Origin of the sequence: Amycolatopsis sp. cmx-4-61, assembly GCF_046548775.1 — a bacterium.
GTDB lineage: Bacteria > Actinomycetota > Actinomycetes > Mycobacteriales > Pseudonocardiaceae > Amycolatopsis.
The window spans coordinates 580,254-598,341 of sequence record NZ_JAEBEI010000002.1 but is presented as its reverse complement, the minus strand read 5'-3'; the positions used below and the strand labels follow the sequence as shown (position 1 = coordinate 598,341).

Sequence of the window (18,088 nt, the reverse complement as noted above, 5' to 3'; positions counted from 1 at the left end):
AGCCTGTCACGTTCCGCGGCCGACGCCAGGTCCGCACGGCCGAAGCCGCCGTGGTCGACACCGGCGAGCTCAGCCGCTTGGCGAGCCGGTTCGCTGGTGGGTAGACCGAATCGTGGGGTAGCGGCGTCGCTTTGATTTCGCGACGTCAGACCGTCGTGACCTTGCTCTTGTCGTAGAACTTCACTTCCCCGGTGGCCGGGAAATGGATGCCGACACAGTAGACGTGGGCGTTGCCGGAGCCGAAACTTTTGCCTTCGTCGACGACCAAGCCGACATCTTCCCGGTCGAGGACCTTGACTTGCCGGGGTCCCTGTCGCTCTTCGCTGGCAAACTGCATGGCGTCTCCCGTTCGACGAGGCGTGCATGGGCGATAGCACACTACGTGATCACCAAGCCCCGCGGAACAAGGAAGAGACCGGCGGTGGTTGGCCGGATACCCGCACGAGGCCGCCCGTCCGGACGGCACCCGCTGGTGCTGGGGGCATCTGGAGGCCGCCGTGCCGCCGCTCCGGCTGTGGTGCCCCGGTCATAGGCCGGACTTTGCCAGGTATCCGTCCCGAGGGCCTCGGACCGGCGCCGGCCGAGACCGGTTAGCCGGGCCGTCGGCCGGGAATCCCCGTCCGTCCGACGGCGCGACGTCCCGGGCAGGCTGGAGCAGGCCACGTCCTTGCCGGGACGAGCAGCGACATCACGGAAAGGCCGACGCACATGACAGCCGATCAGCCGGTGAGCCGGGAGAGGGAATCATCGGAGGAGGTCCTGTCCGCGGTTCCCTTCGGACTCCGGGTCGCGGCCGCCGTCTCCTGGCGCGCGCTGGTCATCGCGGGTGCCCTGACCGTCGTGGGATTCCTGGCCGTCAAGCTGGCCTCCGTTGTGGTCCCCGTCGCCGTGGCCCTGTTGCTGGCCGGTCTGTTCTCGCCTGCGGTTTCCTTATTGACGCGCAAGAAGGTTCCCCGCGGGCTCGCCACCGCGATCGTGCTCGTCGTGGGCATCGCGCTGGCCGGCGGCGTCGTCACGTTCGTGGTCATCGCCGTCACCGCGGGCATGCCCGGGCTGATCGATCAGGTCACCGTGAGCGTGACGGATCTGCACACCTGGCTGCGCGCCGGGCCGTTGCACCTGAGCCAGGGCCAGCTCGACGAGATGCTCGGCAACCTGACCGCCATGCTCGGCCGGAACAAGTCGGTCATCGCCTCCGGGGCGCTCACCACGGCGGTGACCGTGGGCGAGCTGCTCGCCGAGTTCGTGCTGGTGGTGTTCTGCCTGATCTTCTTCCTCGCGCAGGGGCGGGTGATCTGGGTGTTCGTGCTGCGGGCCGTGCCGGCACGCCTGCGCGATCGAGTCGACGTGGCCGGGCGCAGCGGGTTCACCACCCTGGCGCACTACATCCGCGGCACCGCCGCCGTGGCGTTCGTCGACGCCGCCGGTATCGGCCTCGGGCTGGTGATCATCGGGGTCCCGCTGGCGGCTCCGTTGAGCACCTTGGTCTTTCTCGGCGCGTTCGTCCCGGTCATCGGCTCGGTGATCGCCGGCGCGGTCGCCGTCCTCGTGGCCCTGGTGACCAAGGGCGCGTTGTCGGCCGTCATCGTGCTCGCCGTCGTGGTCGGCGTCATGCAACTCGAAAGCCACGTCCTGCAGCCACTGTTGCTCGGGCGGGCGGTGCGGCTGCATCCGCTGGCCGTCGTCCTCGCCCTCGCCGCCGGGCTCGTCGTCGCGGGCATCGTCGGCGCCCTGCTCGCGGTGCCCCTGCTCGCCGTCTTCAGCTCCGGTGTGCGGAGCTTGACCGCCCGGCCGGATCCGGATTGAGCGATCGAGGTGCACCACCGCGGGGCGCTTCGGCGGCACACCTCGCGGCTCAGCTGTCGGCGGGTTGGGGACTGGTGTTGCGTCGTTGGGCTTCGTGGAGCTGGTCTTCGAGGGAGATGATGCGGCAGGCGGCGTCGATGGCCGTGCCCCCGTCGACGAGATGCCGTACCCGTGCGGCGACGCGCAGCTGGTGGCGGGAGTAGCGGCGGTGCCCGCCGGCGGAGCGCTGGGGCTGGATCAGGCCGGCTTCGTCGAGGCTGCGCAGGAAGTTCTGGGTGGTGCCGAGCATTTCGGCCGCCCGTCCCATGGTGTAGCCGGGATAGTTCTCGTCGTCGAACTTGTCGGCCGTTCTCGGTGCGGCCGGGTCGTATTGGTCAGGGATCATGCCACCTCCACATCACAAGGGACCCCGGGTGCCGCGCACGGCACCCGGGGTCCCAGGGGTTGGGTTTCACCATTGTCAACCGGCGCGACCGCCGGCTTCCTGTACTCGCGTCCGGCCGGAAGGCCGATGACGCGGGGATCGCTGACTCGTAACCGAGAACCACCTGCCAATCCGATGGGACTGCGGTACCCGCGCGGCTTTACTGCCCGGCCGCCGCGGGCGATCCAATGATGTGCCCTTTCCCTTCTCTTCTGTGTTTCTCTCTTGCTGCGTACTGCTCGTGCGATCATCACCGGCTGGAGCCCTTCCACTGATCGGCCCCAGCACGCGTAACACCGCGGGCCACTGCCCGGAACCCCTTACCTTGATCGGTCCCGGCCACCTGGCTTCACTGCACACTGCGATCTAGCAACTACATGTATTGCTGGTACTGCGGACTAACCGGCTATTGCGTACTGACTTGCTTCGCAGGCACTCGAATCCGCCCACGTCGTGCACTACTTCACCGGGACCGCTACCTCTGACTTCATCTTCACAACCCGGTCCCGGGCACTGCTCCGGTCACCAGCCGAGACCTGTTCACTGATTGGCCCCGTCCTGCCTGACCGCTTGTCTCACTTCGCGGGTAGTTACGTCCTCTCCCGCGCCTGCTTGACGTTGTCTCTCTCGGTACGGGGAAGACCCTACACACACTCAGCGTCGAATGTCTAACCCAGCCGCCATAGATTTACTGCACGACCCGATCGGGGGACCTCACTTCCGCGGAGCCGCAGGTGAGCGCCCGCGCCGAGACCCGCGGCGCACGAACAGGGGAGGACAGTGCGTTGACTGACCAGCTCGCCGGGCAGGAGCCGCTCGAGCTCGCCGCGGTGCGCAACCGCGGGGACTACGCCGACGCCCTCACCCGGTTGATCGATCGGGGCCGCCGGGAACGCTGCATCACCGTGTTGTCGGGCGCAGAGGCTTACGCCGTGGCCGAACTGCTGGGTCAGTACGCCCAGCTCGACCCCACGGACAAGCTGCACCAGCTCGCCGCGACGATGGCCAGCCGGATTTACAGCCGCCTCGGCGCCTGGGGTTAGACCCTCGACAGGGTCGCCGGGAGGTCGGCCTGCTCGGAGCGGGGATCGCCGGAGCGCCAGCTCCGCGGGATTGGTGATCCGCCGGTCGTGGCGAGGTTCCTGCCGCGGCTGTCCGGTAGGGCGGCTGCTCACGTCGAGGCATCGCCACGCCGGGGTGCCCGCTGTCGATCACGGCCCGTCAGGGTTTCTGGTCACCGGGGGTGAAGGTAGGGCCGCAACCGCTCGGCCAGCGACTTGCGGGTCGCCGCGGTCCCCGGGGCGGGCTTCTTCTCGCCGGCGTGGTTTCCGGCAGCGGCGTCGGCGACGAACCGTGCGACCGCGCCCGGGCTCGGCACGAGGTCGTGGCCGCCGTGGCGTGCGATGACGACCGGGTCTTCGGTCGGTTCGGTTTCCACGACGAGTGACCACCCTCGCCGTTCGCTCCACACCAGCATGACGTCGTGGTCGGGCCGGTCGAGCCAACGCCGGGGCAGTCCGAGGTAGGCGGTGGCGGTGTCGCTGATCTCCACGGTGGTGCTCTCATCTGGAACACCGGCCGCGACCGCGCGCACGTACTCGCCCAGGCCGCGTTCGAGGGTTCGGGTGTCGGGTCGTCAGCCGCCGCGTGCGCGAGACCACCCGGTTCGCCGGGGGCGTATGGTCGGCCCATGTCCATGCTGTTCGCGGGTCGTGCGCCGACTAAGTCGCGTCTCTGATGCCGGTGTCAGCCGAGTGCACCTTCGTGCACCCGGCGTTGTTCTACAGCACACCGGCGGAGTACCTCGCCGGTACGGTGCCGTTCGTCATCGGGGCGCTGGAGGCAGGGGAGCCGGTGGCCGTGGCGGTGCCGCCGGCCAACCTCGAGCTGCTGCGACGTGAGCTCGGGGCCGATGCCGACCGGGTGCACTTGCTGGACATGACCGAGGTGGGGCGAAATCCGGGCCGGATCATCCCGGGTGTCCTGCGGGCTTTCGCCGACGTGCATTCCGGCGTTCACGTGCGGATCATCGGTGAGCCGATCTGGGCGGGGCGGTCCGAGGCGGAGTACCCGGCGTGCGTGCAGCACGAGGCTCTGATCAACCTCGCCTTCGCCGGCCGGTGGGCGACGATCTTGTGCCCCTATGACACGGCGTCACTGGGGCCGGTCGCGTTGGCGGACGCGGTCCGGACGCATCCGTGGCTGGTGGACGGCGCGGGGGAGTGGCGAGCGAGCGGCGCGTACTCGCCCGACGACGTCGTCGCCGGCTACAACCGCGAACTTCCGGAGCCGGCGGACGCCGCCATGCTGGTGGTCGACCCGAACGGGCTGCGTGGGCTGCGGAAGTTCGTCGCGGAGGCGGCTGTCCGCGCCGGACTGGCCGACGACCGCGCCGACGACGTCGTGCTCGCTGTGACGGAACTGGCGTCCAACAGTGTCGAGCACGCGCGCAGTGACGCGACGGTTCTGCTGGGTCGGGACGGAGATCGGCTGGTCTGCCAGGTCCGCGATCGGGGGCACATCGCGGACCCGCTCGCGGGGCGCCGGCCGGAAGTGCCCGGCCAGACGCGAGGCCGCGGGCTGCTCTTGGTCAACCACCTCGCCGACCTGGTCCGCGTGCACACCACGCCCTCCGCCACCACCGTCGAAGTCCGCTTCGAGCTCGGGTGACGGGTGTGATTTCGGCCCGGCCTCCGTGCCTGGTCACCGACGCGGCACCGGCCCTTCGGACAAGCCGCAACCCGAACCTGCCGCGGCCAGCCCACCCCCGCCAAGGCCACCCCTTGACATAAAGGGGAGCAGCGGGCCGAGCACTATCTGACCGCCGCCCCATACCTGTGCGGACTGGGTTCCGGTCCCAACGAAGTAGTCAGCCTCGACGTAGGCGGCGGGACCGCTTGTCGAACACGCGGCCGAGGCGTGGCCGAACCCGGCGGGCGCTTTCCGGAACCCGTCGAGCTTGGCCGCTCCGGCGACGGTGACCGCGTCGAACAAGGCGTCGGTCATCGGTAGTAAACAGAGGTGCTGGGTGAGCGGAACAATGCATGCGTCCTCCGCCGTGCCCGCCAACTCCCGGAGGGCAGTCTCGATGGCGATGGCTCCCTGCAGCTGATATCCCATGCTCTTGTTCTCGGTCCCATCTGATCACGCGGGCCAGGCGAGACCCATCCTGAAGCTGAAAGGCCGCCGCACCTGCACTTCACCTGCGAACGGCTACGAGCGCTCGCCGCATCAACACCGCCAGCAGACAGGAGGCGGCCCTCTGAACCAGCGGTCGTGCGAACCAAGACCACGGGCCGGCACATGACCCGACCGGCCTCGTGCCTGGCTGCCAACGGCTGGTTCAGGGTGTACTTGAGCAGTGGCACCTTCGGCTACACACCCGCGGCGGACGTTCGTTTCGTCAGGTGATCCGTCCGGACCTTCCGGACGGCCCGCCGCCTCCGCCGGGCAGTCTCGGCGCCGCGTCTTCACCCGGCTGGCCGTGCACAAACCCCCACCCGAGCGTCGCCCGCAGGAACACCGCCGGACCGACCGGCCCGGCGGTGTTCCCCCTGTGACGGCCACGAACCCGGTGGCCCGCGGGCCCGCGGCACCGATCAGTTGCGCGCGGTGCAGGCAATCTCAGGGGCGTTGAAGGCGCGCCCGCAGGCCCGCCACGGCCCGCCATGCTGGTTCACCGTGCCCGTGTTCGCCGACGTGGCGCCGGACGGGATTTTACGGGAGCCGGTCACGGTGCCGTGCGCGCTGTCCAGCCACACCGGGTCGCCGGTAGCGCCGTTCGTGATCTGCCCGTGCCACCCGTTGTCGCACAGCCAAAGTTTGATCACGCGTCCGTGAACCGACACGGATGCCACCGGTTGCCGACACGGCGCCGCGGCGGACGAGGGACTCGCGTCTGCGGTCACCGTCGTTCCCAGCAAGCCGGCCAACGCCACGCCGAGCACGATCGCTGTCTTCTTGAGGAGCATGAGATTTCACCCTTCGATTCCACCGATTCCCTGCGGAGGAACCCTTGGAGCGAAAGCGTTTCAGCACTGTCCGCTCCCGGCCCCCCGTGCTGTGAAGTCTGGATCGGTTTCGGCCCGGTTGGTTCCGGCATGTCCGCGATCCTGCGAATCCTGTCTCCCGTCGCGCGACGCATCGAGTACTTCCGGCCGATGCCCGCACGGTGAACACCCTCCGAAGCAGCCGCCGACGACACAGACATGCAAGGACACGGTCAAGTCCAGGCGTGCACGTCGTGCCCAAGGCTCTTCACCAGAACGTCCGCTCATCGGCAGAAGAGTGTGTTGGTCGTTCAGGTCGGCCGTACGAGGGTGGGTTCGCCGGCGGCCTCGGGTGAGGGCGGTGGCGACTGCAGGGGGACGTCGGCGATGTCGCGGCTGTGGATGTGTGCGGCGCGTCCGGCTCGGCGTTCCGGAGGTGGGGACTGCCGGAGTTTCGTTGATCTACGTGGCCTGGTGGCGCCAAATCCAAGATCGGCTGACAGCTTGCCGGGCGATTGTCAGCCGGCGAAATGAGTCCGGCTTAGTGCGAGGAGTCTCTGCTGGGTGATGGGGTCGTGGGATACCGGTGGAGTGCTTGATTGCGTGTCGCGGTTGAAGTAGCGGCCAGTGATACCGGTCATCGCTGGGTCGGTTGCGATGCGTGTCGCGCTTGCCGCTCCTTCGGCGGGGGTGAGCAGGCTTCGGCGGATCAGTGTGCGCATGGGGCGTAGCAGTGGGGGCACGAGGTCGTCGATGATGTAGGTGGCGACTATTCCTGGGTGCAGGGCGTTGACGGTCACTCCGTCGGCGGCGAGGGGGCGGGCGAGGGCGTAGCCGGCGGTGACCGTCATGAGCTTGGCGCGTGCGTAGGCCTCGAATGGCGCGAACCCGGCAGCGGGATTGAGTTCTGTGAGGTCGTCGATGCCGGCCAACTTGAGGGTTGCTGGACGGGGTTTGCCTGCGAGCTTGTCTGCCGGGTGTCGTTGAGGGTGTCGCTGGCGACGTTCACCACGCGGGCCTGGCCGCGTCGCAGCGGCTCGTCCAGCAGGGTGATGAGGCCGTAGGCGGCGAGGTAGTCGAGGGCGATGTGCATCTCGACGCCGTCGGCCGAGACGCGGTGTTCGGAGAAGTGCGCGCCGGCGTTGTTGATGAGGATGTGTACCTGGTTGTGACGGTTCTGGATGGTTTTCGCTGCGGCGATGACGCCCGCGCGCCGGGAGAGGTCTCCGGGGATGACCTCGAGCCGGTTCGCAGCCTGCGGGCCGATGTGTGCGCGCAGGGCGTCCGCACGAGCGGGGTTGCGGGCGATGGTGATCACGTGCGCACCTGCGTGGACGAGGTCAGCGGCGATGACCTGGCCCATGCCGCCGGTCGCGCCGGTGACAACGGCGACCTTCCGCGTCAGGTCGGGGATGGCGGCGTTCACCGGGTGATCCGCGGGTGGGCGTGGACGTACCGCGGGGTTTCGGCCTCGTCGAGCAGGAACGCGGCGAGATCGGCGCGTCCGATGGAACTCCACAGCCGGATGCGCAGGTCGGTTCCGGCCGTGTACTTCCCGATCGCGTCGTGGTCCGACAGCTTCGGCGGCCGCACAATCGTCCAGTTCAGACCGGACGCGGTGATGAGCGGCTCCATCGTTTCCTTGTCGCGCATCCGCTCGGCCACATTCCCCCACACCGCCAAGGAGTACAGCGACTTGTCGTGCGTCTCCAGCACGCCGTGCGCGCTGACGGCGATCAGGCGGGCGACCCCGGCCGCCTTCATAGCGGTCACCGCGGAGCGAATGCCCTCGGTGCAGACCGTCGTCGGCCCCTCGGTGGCTCCGCCCAGCGCGCTGATCACCACGCTTGTGCCTGGCAGGGCACGTGTGAGGGCCGAGACGTCGGTGACGTCGGGCCAAGTCACTTCGTCAGGCCCTTCCCGTGGCGCGAAGTTTCCCGCCCGGTGAACCAGCGCGACCACGCGGTGCCCGCGCTCAAGCGCCGTGGACACCACGTGACGCCCGGTGGCGCCGGTCGCCCCGAGGACCGCCACAGTCATCTGTGATACAAAATGTCTCATATCGCCATGGTGCCCACTCGGCACGCTGCGAGTCAAGTTGTCTCATAGGATTGGTTCGTGACCAGCGAGACAGACCCCCGCTTCTTGCGAAGCCGCGAAGCGATCCTGAACGCCGCCCGCGAGCTGCTGCTGGAAAGCGGCCCGACCGCGGTGACGCATGTGCAGGTCGCCGACCGCGCGGGAGTGGGACGCGCGACCGTCTATCGCCACTGGCCCCAGGTCGAACCCCTCCTCCTCCAGGCTATGGCCACCGTCCCGATGCCGTTCCTCGACAAACCCACCACTCCCACCCGGGAGTGGCTACGGCGAGAACTGACCGCGATCGCCCGTCAGCTCGAGCTCGACGACGTCCGCGCCGTGTCCACGACCCTGGCGAACACCGCCCTGTGGGACGAGAACATGGACACCCGCCGCGCGCAGTTCGCCGGCATCCTCGCCGACCGACTCGCCGCCGCCCTCGACGACGCCGAAGCGCGCGGCGAGATCACCCTCACCCTCACCAGCCGAAACGCCGCCGCCATGACCATCGGGCCGATGTACTACCGCAGCACCATCGAGCGCGCTCCGACCGACTCCGCCCTCATCGAAGCCGCCATCGCCGCCTTGGGCACCTGGTCCACCGACTAGCGAACCGCCCGGAACGACTCAACACCCCCACCTCGGCATGAGCGTGCGTCGCGGCACCTCGGTGCCGACGGCGGAGAAATTCGTCACGTGGACCCGCGTTGGGTCGGTACGGTCGCGCGATGACCAGCCTCCGCGAGTTCCGTCGAGCGTGCCACGAAGCGGCCCGGCGCACCGGCGGCCGGATCGTCGAGTTCCGGATCGCCGACGGTGTCACGCCGAACTTCCACCAGGGCGTCCTCGAGTACGGCGGCCACCGCCTGTCGATCGTCTGCACCAGGGATCGGACCGAGCCGGTCGTGGCGGTCGCCGAGCCACGGGCAATCGACGGGTCGGCGGTCGGCGCGGGACCGCTGACGTTCGTCGAAGCTCCCGAGCTGGTCGCCGTGCTGGCGGAATTCCCGGCGTTCCAGGTGCTGACCCCGGCCGACCTGGCCGGACCGTTCGACGCGCGGACGTGGCCCGGGTACCACCCCGCCGACCTGAAGTACTGGGCTCCGGCCGCTTTGGGCGAGATTCTCTTCAACTACTACGACTGATCCGGAGTCCGCGCTGCGCGGCATGAACGGACGGTTTGGCTTCCTCGATTACCTGTTCGACCTCGCTTGAAGCGGAACCAGACCTTGCGGCGGCCTTCGCGATCTTGCTTGGCCACGGGCTTGCGTGACCGCGCCAACCCTCTGGACAGGTCCACCGCCTCGGCGGTGCGTATCAGGAACACCGACCCGGCGTGCGACACGGTACCCGGACCCGCCCCGTCCGCGGCCGGGCGCCGGGCGCCGGGTACGGCGAACTATGCATCAGCTGAATGCGGTTCCGATCCGCGACCGATACGACCTTCGGCAGTTGTATTGTTGCAGGTCACGGCGCTATTGCCTGTTCACGGCACTGCTTGGGTCTTCACCGCCGTGGCTGCCCTGGGGCCAACTGCGGTCGGAGGCCATTCGCTGGGTGCCCGTCGCGGCCAGGAGGTCGAGCTTGTCCCGGGCGTCGGTGCCCGGCCGGGGCGTGTAGACGACGACCCGCAGGTTCGAGCCCTGGGTGGTGAGGACGTCGGAGTCGAGGTCGATCGGGCCGACTTCGGGGTGCTCGATCAGCTTGTGGCCGCTCTGGTGCTCGGCGACCGACGCGGCCGCCCACAGTTCCCGGAAGCGAGGTGCCCGCTGCAGCCGGGTGATCAGGGCCTCGACGTCCGGGTCGTCGGGGTACCGGCTGGTCGTGGCGCGCAGGTCCGCCACGAGGGATCGTTCGAACGCGGCCCGGTCCCCAGTACTGAACTGCGCGGGGTTCGGCATGCCCTCGAATTGCATGAGCAGCAGGTTGCGGTGGTCCTCGGTCACCGTCGTCGGGTCCCCGAAAGTCGCGGCGAACAGCGGGTTCCAGTGCAGCAACTGCCAAGTGGCGTCGTACACGGCGAGTGGGTGGGTCTCCAGCCGTTCCAGCAGGCGGCGGACGCTGCCGGGAATCAGCCGGGGGACGCGGTGCGGGTCGGCCGAGTGCCCGGCCAGCCGCATGAGGTGTGCCTGCTCGGCGTCCGACAGCTGCAGCGCCCGGCCCAGCGCGGTGCAGACCTGGGCGGACGGCTTGGCCGCGCGTCCTTGCTCGAGCCGGACGACGTACTCGATCGAGATGTCGGCGAGGACGGCCAGTTCCTCGCGGCGGAGGCCCGGAGCACGGCGGGGCGCTCTGTGCGGTATCCCCACGCTCGCGGGTTCGAGGCGATCACGCCATGCCCGGAGTGCCCGGCCGAGATCGTCCATGCTGCCATTGTGCGCTCCGCGCACCTCGTTCGTGGTGGTACTGGCTGTACCAGGACATGCCGTGGCTGTTTCTCGCGCGCGCTGCGGCGCACGGTGATCCCATGAACGCAACTCAGTCCAGCACGCCCTCCGAGCTCGTGGTCGTCACGGGCGCAAGCACCGGCATCGGACGGGCGACCGCGCAGCGGCTCGCCGCCGACGGCTTCCACGTCCTGGCGGGCGTCCGGACCGAGGCGGCCGCCGCGGAGGTGAAGGCCGGGCGCATCGAACCGGTGCTGCTCGACATCACCGACGGGAGCCAGGTGACCGCGCTCGCCGACCGGGTCCGCGCGGACCGCCGTCCGCTGCGCGCGGTGGTCAACAACGCCGGGATCGCGGTGAACGCCCCGATCGAGGCACTGCCGCTGGCCGAGTGGCGCCGTCAGTTCGAGGTCTCGGTGTTCGGTCAGGTGGCGGTCATCCAGGCGCTCATGCCTGCTCTTCTGCGGAGCAAGGGCCGCATCGTCAACATCGGCTCCACCGGCGGGAAGGTCGCCATGCCGGGCTTCGGTGCCTACTCCGGCGCGAAGTTCGCCATGGAAGCCATCAGCGACTCCCTGCGTCGCGAGGTGGAGCCGTTCGGTGTCGCCGTCGCCGTGATCATTCCCGGTGCGATCCGCACCAAGCTGACCGAACGCGGAAACGCGACGGCGGTGCGGCTGATCGCGGGCATGACCACGGAGCAGCGAGCCCGCTACGCCGGACTCACGAAAGCCTTCCGCGCCACCACGGAATCCTGGGGTACCGATGGTTTGGACGCGAGCGTCGTCGCCGATGTCGTCTCGAAGGCGATCCGGGAGCGGAGGCCGCGGACCCGCTACACCGTCGGTCGCGACGCCGCCGTGATGACCCGGCTGACGCACCTGGTCTCCGATCGTCTGCTCGACCGGATGGTGCGCCACACGATGGGGCTCTGAGTCCGCACCCGGCCGACGACGGGGCTGTTGGCCAGGTCCGGCGGCGTCAAGGCTCCGGGATCGACCTCCAGGGAGACGTCGGGGTGCCTCGTTTCGGCCCGCCGAGGTCGCGGGCCATCAGGGCGACCCCGGCGGTGAGGCCACCGCCGGCGCTGGTGCCGGCGACGACGATCCGGTCCGGGTCGACGCCCAGCTCACCGGCGTGTTCGGCCACCCACCGCAGGCCGCGGTAGCAGTCGTCGACCAGGCCGACCAGGCCAAGCTCTCTCCGGGCGCGCTGGACACGACGCTTCCGCTGATGCCGTCTGGTGCGATGGGGACGTTCACCACGATGCTGTCGGGCCGCCGTGGCGGGCAACTGTCCGCGAGCGAATGGGTCCCGGGCATCCACGGCGACGCCAGTGTCGGCCGCGGTGATGATGACGGTGTCACCGGCGTCGCACGGTTCTGCGGTCATCACCTGCGCCGAGGTCCGCGTCGAGAACTTCGGCGCCTGGGCAAGGGCGCTGGATGATCCGGTGACGGATCTGCGTTGGTCGGTGGACGAGGTGGTGAAGTTCTTCGGTGCGGCCTGGGTCACCGCCGCCGAGTTGCTGCCCCAGCTGATCGACGCTGATGGGCACGGTCTGATGCCGCGAAGCTTCTGGACCGGGGTCCCGCGGATGGAGCTGTCGATCACCGCTGAGTCGCCGCACCACCACGAGCCTGGTCGACAGGCGCTGCTATCCGACGTCCTCGACCTGGATCCTCTCGGTCACAGTGATCGCCGTGACCAGCTGGCAGGTCCAGGAGGAAACCTTTCAACCGGCGACGTAGATTGTGATACTGGCTCGGCTCCCGCGAGCGGTCCATCAAACGGCTGACGGCCGGATCCTCCGCCTGATCAGCCTGGCCTCCAGCACCCACTCGAACTGTCACGCGGCATGCAAAGCGCTCCTCGGATTCAAGTTCGGCCGCAGTGCTGGCGCGCGGCGTCTCCTCGGCGGGCAGTACGCAGTAGAACTCGACCAGGCCAGGGCCGCCGGCGCGGCGTCGCGGCCCGGCCAGTGGGGCAGGCTCGTGCGCAAGGGCGCTGCACGCCGGCCAGGCCGGGCGCCGCCTGCACTGGCAGGACAGCCGGAGCACCGCGCCGTCGTGGCCGCGTTGTTCGTGGATGCCCTGGACCTGTGACGCCGGCTCGTTGAGCCGTTCGGGTGGCGACTCGGCCGGCGGCCAAACCTCCCGGGGCCACCGGGCGTGGTGGGGGAGACGGCCGACTACCGGGGGAACAATGCTCATGCGAACTCTTTTACTCGTGGCGGCGCTCGGCGCCACCCTCGTGCCCGGCGCACAACCCGCGGTGGCGGCGGGCTGCACCTGGGCGATGACACCGCTGGCGCTGCCGGCGCCCTACACCAGCAGCGAGGTCTACGCGGCGGCCGAAGGCGGCTGGTTCGTCGGAGCGGTGCGCGGCCCCGACGCGTATTCGCAGGTGCGGTGGCACGGCGGTCAGGTCGTTTCGTCGTTCCGCCTGGTCGAAGTGCGCGACATCAACTCCTCCGGAGACGTCGTGGGAGACGGGGGGACCGGTGATTGGTGGGCCGCGAAACCCGTCGTGTACCGCAGCGGCCAATACGTGAACCTACCCATGCCGCAAGGGTTCCGGTCCGCCAAGGCCACGCACATCAACAACGCCGGCGACGTCATCGGCGTCGCCTACGGTGAGCTCAGCGACGTCCACCCGGTCTTGTGGGCCACCGCGCGGCCGGGCACGGCCGAGGTCCTGAACCCGGATCCGCAGCACCTCTACGACACCTACCCGGTCGACGTCGACGAGCAGGGCCGCGTCCTGCTCTACACGGACGTCGGCGAGCGCTCGGGCGAGGTGTTCGTCCGCGCCACCGACGGCAGTTACCGGCAACTGCCCCCGATGTACCCCGGCGGCGCGGTCTACCTCGAGGCCTTCCACGGCGGCCGCATCGCCGCTTCGGTCGTCACGCCCGAGCTGACGATGGTCGCCATCGAAGCGGACCTGGCCGGGAACGTCGTGCACACGACCACCGAAGCGGCCGACACCCTGTTCCTCGACGCCGGCACGACGATGGCCGGCGTGGCCCACACCTTCGGCCCCGAGAACTACGAACTCCGCATCTGGGACAACGGCGAACCCACCGCCGACCTGGCCGGCGACGCCGACTTCAACGCGGCCCCGGGGCCCGCGGGGCTCACCGACGACGGGACGCTGGCCGCGACCATCAGGTTGCCGGGCACGACGCAACCGCGGGCGGTCGCCTACCACCGCGGCTGCTGACGTCGCCTGCATCACGCGGCCTGATGGAGCCGGTCGGTGCTCAGATCAGGGAAGTCCACGTCGTCCTCACAGTCCGGGGTGCGTGCCGGTGAGTACGGCTTCAAGGCTGGCGCAGTTCGCTGATCGCGAGAACCGCGGGATGGTCAGCGGTGCGCGGCGCGGTCGTTCGAGCAGCCCACGGGCCCCATGGCGTCGCTGTAGCGCGTGTGCAGTCAAACCGCGCACGCGGCGTGTGAAGGGGATGGCGCGACGCCACGGCCCTCCGACCGTGAGCGCCGCGCCATGTCCAGGTGGCCGGTCAGCTGCCCGCGGGCGGGCCGTGGTGAAGCCCATGTCCGCCACCAGCGCCCTTCCAGCCGGGGCCGCCGAAGAAGAACCGCATGGCGGTCTTGGCGTCCTCGTCGTACTTCGCGGTCAGCGTGACGTCGTAGCCGACCAGGTCGTCGCCGTCGGACCACTTGGAGTCGCCGGTGTCGGTGACCGTCGCCTTCGGCGCGAGCTTGGCGACGTAGCTCGCGTCCGCGCCGACGCCGTCGACGACAGGCCGAAGGCGCGGAAGTAGCGCGTCGACGGCCGGGACGGGCGGTCAAAGCGCACCTCGCCGCTGGTCGCGTCCGGCACCACGTCCGACAGGTCCAGCCCCCCGTACAGCTCCAGGGTCTTGCGCTTAGTTTCCCGACGTGCAGTGCAAAGGCGCCTGCCCCGCCTCGTGCAGCGTCGTGCTCGCCTCCGAGCATTGCGGCCGGCGATCTGCCGCGCCTACGGCGCCACCGCGGAGCTGCCGTGGCCGTACGGCTGCCGACCGAAAACGCCCATCACCGACGCCGCCATCACGCGGCTCGTCGCGCGGATCGAGCAGTTGTCCCGCCATGTCACCGGCGTCCGCGCCTGGCCGGTCACCTGATCGAGCTAATTGCCCTCCGCAGTTTCGTTACGCCTTCCGTGACAGCGACCGGGCCCGGCGGCGTGCGCGTCGGGGAACTCGGCGATCTGGCGAGCGAGGCGAACCACGTCGGCGGTCAACTGCGCGAATAGCCGGTTGCCGTCCTCTTCGGCCGGGAGCCGCCAGCCCAGCGAGTGCAGCCACAGCCGGTCGGCGATGTCCCTCAGCTGCCGTGCGGCCGCGGACAACTCACTGTCCTCATCGGCGCGCTCACCGCGCTCGCGGCGGCGGTAGGCGCGTTGCCTGCAGGTCGGCGAGCAGTACAGGCGCGGACGTCCAACCCTCGTTGATTCCAGGGGGGTACTGCACTGCCTGCATCTCACCAGGGTTCCCCCCCCCCGTTTCAACACGGCCGAGCGTTACGAAAGCGGACCCTCCGCCATCCCGCAGCGGCGGCGCCGTTGTTGACGGTCCCGCCATGCAGTTGTCTACTGATGTTGTCGCCGAAGACAAACAGAAATAAGCAAATCGGCTGAATTGACGACGTTCAAAAGCCGGCCATCTCCATCGCCTGGTCGTCCGATTGACATTCGCGGCCGCAGGCTGCTAGCAGGCTCAAAAGAATGACAATCGAACGTGCCGGTATGCACTCCGCGTCGATGCGCACCAATCGACGTCCGGCGCAACCACTTTCACCCAGAGGAGTCCAAAGTGTCTACTGAGTATTCCCTTACCGTGACCAACAATTCCACCCAGTTCCAGGACCTCTGCGTCTATCAGAAGCCGGTGGACCTCGGTGTGCCCAACGTCCTGTCCCTGGCGTGGCTGACCGCGCCGGCCTGGCCGCTGACCACGGTGAAGTTCAAGTGGACCTTGGACTACAACTTCATGTGGTCGCAGATCGGGTCCCTCAAGCCCGGGGTCACGTTCGAAGCCCAGCAGGTCGAACCTGCTGATCCCGACGATCTGGGGGCCAACCAGATCCAGTTCGACTACCGCGAGGGTGCGTTCACCTTCGTCCACGGCAACGCGCAGGGCACTCCCCAGCTGGGCTCCCTCTACATCCGTCAGCTGGGCAGTGTCCCGCCGGGCACTGCCACCGTCGGCATTGGCATGTCCAATGCGGGCACCTTCGCGGTGCCGGCGCAGCCGAACATCAACCTGGTGCTGACTCCGCATCCGCAGTACTGGGTCACCGCGGGCACCTTCGAGCAGGGCGAAGTCCTCAGCCTCGAAGAAATCACCAACGAGGTGATGGTGCCCTACGACAGCACCTTCGACATGAAGGCCGTCCTCGGCTCCGACAACCGCTGGAGCGTCACCGCCGCCTGACCTCGCCGGCGGCCCCGCCCTCTGCGCGGGGAACCGACCGGTGAAGACCACCGCGAACAACAGGACGCCCCGCCACCGCCCCGCCCCCACGGCGGCGAGGCGCCCCCGCGAAGGGGGCGCGCGGCTCCCCTCCCCGCGCGCCCCCCCAGTTCACCCACTACAAGCATCAGGAGCACACTATGACCGGCCCCAGCTTCAACGCGCCCAGCCGCCAGGCGGCCACCAAGATCGTGGAACAGAAGTTCGGATGCCGCATGGGCGAGACTGCCCGCGGCGCGGCCTACTGCTTCAGCGACGTCGGCGGGAAAGGCTCAGTCCTTCCCGACATCACCCAGCGGGTGATCGACCAGTACAAGTGGAAATCCAACCCGAGTCAGAACTTCGATCCGCAATGGGTCGAACGCCTGTGGAACACCTGCGCATTCCTCAAATCGCTGCCCGGCGGCGACAAGGAACCCATCTTCCTGGTCACCAAAGCCGAAGCGACAGGCGAACGCTACAAGAACTCGAACGAGCCCATCGGTGACTGCTACACTTTCGCCAAAATCAGCGCACTGCCGCCGGACTCCAAAACAATGGCAAAGATCCAGAACAGCCGCGATCTTGATACCGGCGCGCTCTACAGGCTCATCTACGACTGGCTCGCACAGCAGTGACGGCACGCCGGCGGGCCTCCCGACGCCCGAGTCACCGGGGGCTCGCCGGCGACCTGACCAACGTGGCAGACCGGGCATGGCCCGGCGCAGACGGTCCCGCCGTCCGCGCCGGGTCCAGAACCCCGGAACGACCGCCTCTTACTGTAGGCCGCCTGTCTCGGCAGGACCTGCACGGCGTCCGGGTAAGGCTCGTACCCGCGCCCCCACTGGGCCGGCAACTCGGGCCGGTGGATCAGCAACTGGTCGCACAGCCGGCAGGTGAGGTCGTGGGTCAGCTCCGGTGCCCGGTGCAGCAGAGAGCGCACGGTTTCGCCGACGAGGGTAGGAACGGCTTCGGCGACGGGAGTGAGCTCAGCCAGTTGTTGCTGGTGGACCGGCTGGTGAATCTGCCAGGGTTCTGCTGACGTCGACGGTGATCAGCTCGACGGTATCGGGCACGGGCGTGCGCCCTTTGTCCGGTATGGGTCGGGTCGTGTGGCGTGGGTGATGCAGGCTGAATCAGTGTTCCGGTGGCGGGGCGCGGGACCAGCGCCGGGATCCGGTTGGGCGACGGGCTTGGTCCGGTCGCCGGCTCGGATCGTGGGTGGCTACTGCGCCGAGGGACTCAGCCGACGAGGTAGGCCTTGGCGGTAGCGACCATCTGTGGCACGCGGTCGACGGGGATGCCGAGCAGGCCGGCGATGACGGTGTTTGATCGTCCGGCGCGTTCGCTGTTCCAGACGGTGCGCAGACGGCTGGCGTGGCCGATACTGGCCCCGCCTATCACGGCGACGGCACTCAGCCAACAGAGTTTGGCGTCCTCGTCGGGGCGGCCGACTTCGGAAGCGTAGCGGCTGGCTTCTTCGAAGACACGTTGCAGGAGCCACGTCATCGCATTCGTCAGCAGCTAACGAGGGAGTAGGGGTTCGCATTCATCACAGAAGCCGGGGGACGGCGGCGGGAAATCGACCAGCGCCGCCGCCGCACGAGCGGCACGCGGTGAGATTTCGCACCCGAAGTCGATCAGCGCATCTGCGAAGCTCCTGATGCAGTCGACGAACGCGGGCGCCGACGGACTTCCGGTCCACCACCGCACGCGGCACGTCGTCGTCCGGGCCATCGACGAGCTGCGCTGCTGCTGCTACCGGTTCGATACCGATGCCGCGTCCGTCGAGGTCGTCCGCGGCGGCACCGCCGGCCCCTCTACCGCACCGGGGACAACGGCATCCGTGAATGTGATGTCGAGCCTCGGACAGCCCGAACTGTCCCGACCGGCTGTCGAAGGCCATCGTGTTCTGTCCATCCAGTGTTCCAGGTGAGGTTGCTGT

The 18,088-nt window shown here is 68.9% G+C and carries 23 protein-coding genes and 1 pseudogene; 12 read left to right on the top strand and 12 right to left on the bottom strand.

The window, feature by feature from the left end:
* Positions 1 to 145 precede the first annotated feature (145 nt).
* Positions 146 to 337 carry a hypothetical protein gene (locus ACLJOU_RS11270; RefSeq protein WP_410566181.1) on the bottom strand — a complete coding sequence of 64 codons (192 nt, stop codon included), beginning with the start codon at positions 335 to 337 and terminating at the stop codon, positions 146 to 148.
* Positions 338 to 708: 371 nt separating this feature from the next.
* On the opposite strand from ACLJOU_RS11270, the gene ACLJOU_RS11265 reads away from it, so the two are divergent.
* Positions 709 to 1,806, top strand: coding sequence for an AI-2E family transporter (locus ACLJOU_RS11265; RefSeq protein ID WP_410566178.1), 1,098 nt, complete (start codon positions 709 to 711; stop codon positions 1,804 to 1,806).
* A gap of 49 nt (positions 1,807 to 1,855) precedes the next feature.
* Here ACLJOU_RS11265 and ACLJOU_RS11260 read toward each other — a convergent pair whose 3' ends face one another.
* Positions 1,856 to 2,191, bottom strand: a complete 336-nt coding sequence (locus tag ACLJOU_RS11260; RefSeq protein WP_410566175.1) for a MerR family transcriptional regulator — start codon at positions 2,189 to 2,191, stop codon at positions 1,856 to 1,858.
* Positions 2,192 to 3,015: 824 nt separating this feature from the next.
* On the opposite strand from ACLJOU_RS11260, the gene ACLJOU_RS11255 reads away from it, so the two are divergent.
* Positions 3,016 to 3,273, top strand: a complete 258-nt coding sequence (locus tag ACLJOU_RS11255) for a hypothetical protein (RefSeq protein WP_410566172.1) — start codon at positions 3,016 to 3,018, stop codon at positions 3,271 to 3,273.
* A 191-nt stretch (positions 3,274 to 3,464) separates the two neighbouring features.
* On the opposite strand, the gene ACLJOU_RS11250 is transcribed toward ACLJOU_RS11255, so the two are convergent.
* Positions 3,465 to 3,824, bottom strand: coding sequence for a DUF6292 family protein (locus ACLJOU_RS11250; RefSeq protein WP_410566169.1), 360 nt, complete (start codon positions 3,822 to 3,824; stop codon positions 3,465 to 3,467).
* 143 nt (positions 3,825 to 3,967) lie between these two features.
* On the opposite strand from ACLJOU_RS11250, the gene ACLJOU_RS11245 reads away from it, so the two are divergent.
* Entirely contained in the window at positions 3,968 to 4,900 is a 933-nt protein-coding gene (locus tag ACLJOU_RS11245) for an anti-sigma factor RsbA family regulatory protein (RefSeq protein WP_410566166.1), read from the top strand.
* A 33-nt stretch (positions 4,901 to 4,933) separates the two neighbouring features.
* On the opposite strand, the gene ACLJOU_RS11240 is transcribed toward ACLJOU_RS11245, so the two are convergent.
* The 5 genes from ACLJOU_RS11240 to ACLJOU_RS11220 form a co-directional block, all read right to left on the bottom strand.
* Positions 4,934 to 5,350: a hypothetical protein gene (locus ACLJOU_RS11240; RefSeq protein ID WP_410566163.1), complete on the bottom strand. Its 417-nt coding sequence runs from the start codon at positions 5,348 to 5,350 to the stop codon at positions 4,934 to 4,936.
* 479 nt (positions 5,351 to 5,829) lie between these two features.
* Complete coding sequence (locus tag ACLJOU_RS11235; RefSeq protein ID WP_410566160.1) at positions 5,830 to 6,201, bottom strand: hypothetical protein; 372 nt, start codon at positions 6,199 to 6,201, stop codon at positions 5,830 to 5,832.
* Between the two features lie 536 nt (positions 6,202 to 6,737).
* Entirely contained in the window at positions 6,738 to 7,070 is a 333-nt protein-coding gene (locus ACLJOU_RS11230; RefSeq protein ID WP_410566157.1) for a hypothetical protein, read from the bottom strand.
* Entirely contained in the window at positions 7,067 to 7,645 is a 579-nt protein-coding gene (locus ACLJOU_RS11225) for an SDR family NAD(P)-dependent oxidoreductase (protein WP_410566155.1), read from the bottom strand. The genes ACLJOU_RS11230 and ACLJOU_RS11225 overlap by 4 nt, the downstream gene beginning before the upstream one ends.
* Complete coding sequence (locus tag ACLJOU_RS11220; protein ID WP_410566152.1) at positions 7,642 to 8,259, bottom strand: NAD(P)-dependent oxidoreductase; 618 nt, start codon at positions 8,257 to 8,259, stop codon at positions 7,642 to 7,644. The genes ACLJOU_RS11225 and ACLJOU_RS11220 overlap by 4 nt, the downstream gene beginning before the upstream one ends.
* A gap of 78 nt (positions 8,260 to 8,337) precedes the next feature.
* Here ACLJOU_RS11220 and ACLJOU_RS11215 point away from each other — a divergent pair, with 78 nt between their 5' ends.
* Positions 8,338 to 8,907 carry a TetR/AcrR family transcriptional regulator gene (locus tag ACLJOU_RS11215; protein ID WP_410566150.1) on the top strand — a complete coding sequence of 190 codons (570 nt, stop codon included), beginning with the start codon at positions 8,338 to 8,340 and terminating at the stop codon, positions 8,905 to 8,907.
* Between the two features lie 119 nt (positions 8,908 to 9,026).
* A complete protein-coding gene (locus ACLJOU_RS11210; protein ID WP_410566147.1) occupies positions 9,027 to 9,443 on the top strand; it encodes a hypothetical protein in 417 nt (138 codons plus the stop codon).
* Positions 9,444 to 9,773: 330 nt separating this feature from the next.
* Here the strand turns inward: ACLJOU_RS11210 and ACLJOU_RS11205 are convergent, their stop codons facing one another.
* Positions 9,774 to 10,664, bottom strand: a complete 891-nt coding sequence (locus ACLJOU_RS11205) for a helix-turn-helix transcriptional regulator (RefSeq protein WP_410566145.1) — start codon at positions 10,662 to 10,664, stop codon at positions 9,774 to 9,776.
* 101 nt (positions 10,665 to 10,765) lie between these two features.
* Here ACLJOU_RS11205 and ACLJOU_RS11200 point away from each other — a divergent pair, with 101 nt between their 5' ends.
* Positions 10,766 to 11,620 (top strand): SDR family oxidoreductase, encoded by an 855-nt coding sequence (locus tag ACLJOU_RS11200; protein WP_410566142.1) that lies wholly within the window; start codon positions 10,766 to 10,768, stop codon positions 11,618 to 11,620.
* 94 nt (positions 11,621 to 11,714) lie between these two features.
* On the opposite strand, the pseudogene ACLJOU_RS11195 reads toward ACLJOU_RS11200, so the two are convergent.
* A pseudogene (locus tag ACLJOU_RS11195) lies at positions 11,715 to 11,864 on the bottom strand (alpha/beta hydrolase); the annotation flags it as partial.
* A 169-nt stretch (positions 11,865 to 12,033) separates the two neighbouring features.
* Here ACLJOU_RS11195 and ACLJOU_RS11190 point away from each other — a divergent pair.
* The 3 genes from ACLJOU_RS11190 (at position 12,034) to ACLJOU_RS11180 (ending at position 14,814) form a co-directional block, all read left to right on the top strand.
* Positions 12,034 to 12,483, top strand: coding sequence for a hypothetical protein (locus ACLJOU_RS11190; RefSeq protein ID WP_410566720.1), 450 nt, complete (start codon positions 12,034 to 12,036; stop codon positions 12,481 to 12,483).
* A gap of 413 nt (positions 12,484 to 12,896) precedes the next feature.
* A complete protein-coding gene (locus ACLJOU_RS11185; protein WP_410566139.1) occupies positions 12,897 to 13,910 on the top strand; it encodes a hypothetical protein in 1,014 nt (337 codons plus the stop codon).
* Positions 13,911 to 14,619: 709 nt separating this feature from the next.
* On the top strand, positions 14,620 to 14,814 hold the full coding sequence (locus tag ACLJOU_RS11180) for a hypothetical protein (RefSeq protein ID WP_410566136.1): 195 nt from the start codon (positions 14,620 to 14,622) through the stop codon (positions 14,812 to 14,814).
* Between the two features lie 5 nt (positions 14,815 to 14,819).
* Here the strand turns inward: ACLJOU_RS11180 and ACLJOU_RS11175 are convergent, their stop codons facing one another.
* Positions 14,820 to 15,041 carry a hypothetical protein gene (locus ACLJOU_RS11175; protein ID WP_410566134.1) on the bottom strand — a complete coding sequence of 74 codons (222 nt, stop codon included), beginning with the start codon at positions 15,039 to 15,041 and terminating at the stop codon, positions 14,820 to 14,822.
* A 487-nt stretch (positions 15,042 to 15,528) separates the two neighbouring features.
* On the opposite strand from ACLJOU_RS11175, the gene ACLJOU_RS11170 reads away from it, so the two are divergent.
* Together ACLJOU_RS11170 and ACLJOU_RS11165 are read left to right on the top strand one after the other, a co-directional pair.
* Positions 15,529 to 16,125, top strand: coding sequence for a hypothetical protein (locus ACLJOU_RS11170; RefSeq protein WP_410566131.1), 597 nt, complete (start codon positions 15,529 to 15,531; stop codon positions 16,123 to 16,125).
* A gap of 179 nt (positions 16,126 to 16,304) precedes the next feature.
* The gene (locus ACLJOU_RS11165; RefSeq protein ID WP_410566128.1) at positions 16,305 to 16,781 is read left to right on the top strand and encodes a hypothetical protein; all 477 of its coding nucleotides are present in this window, start codon (positions 16,305 to 16,307) and stop codon (positions 16,779 to 16,781) included.
* A 604-nt stretch (positions 16,782 to 17,385) separates the two neighbouring features.
* Here ACLJOU_RS11165 and ACLJOU_RS11160 read toward each other — a convergent pair.
* Complete coding sequence (locus tag ACLJOU_RS11160) at positions 17,386 to 17,652, bottom strand: hypothetical protein (protein WP_410566125.1); 267 nt, start codon at positions 17,650 to 17,652, stop codon at positions 17,386 to 17,388.
* A 154-nt stretch (positions 17,653 to 17,806) separates the two neighbouring features.
* Between ACLJOU_RS11160 and ACLJOU_RS11155 the strand changes: the two genes are divergently transcribed.
* Positions 17,807 to 18,079, top strand: a complete 273-nt coding sequence (locus tag ACLJOU_RS11155) for a hypothetical protein (protein ID WP_410566122.1) — start codon at positions 17,807 to 17,809, stop codon at positions 18,077 to 18,079.
* Positions 18,080 to 18,088 lie beyond the last annotated feature (9 nt).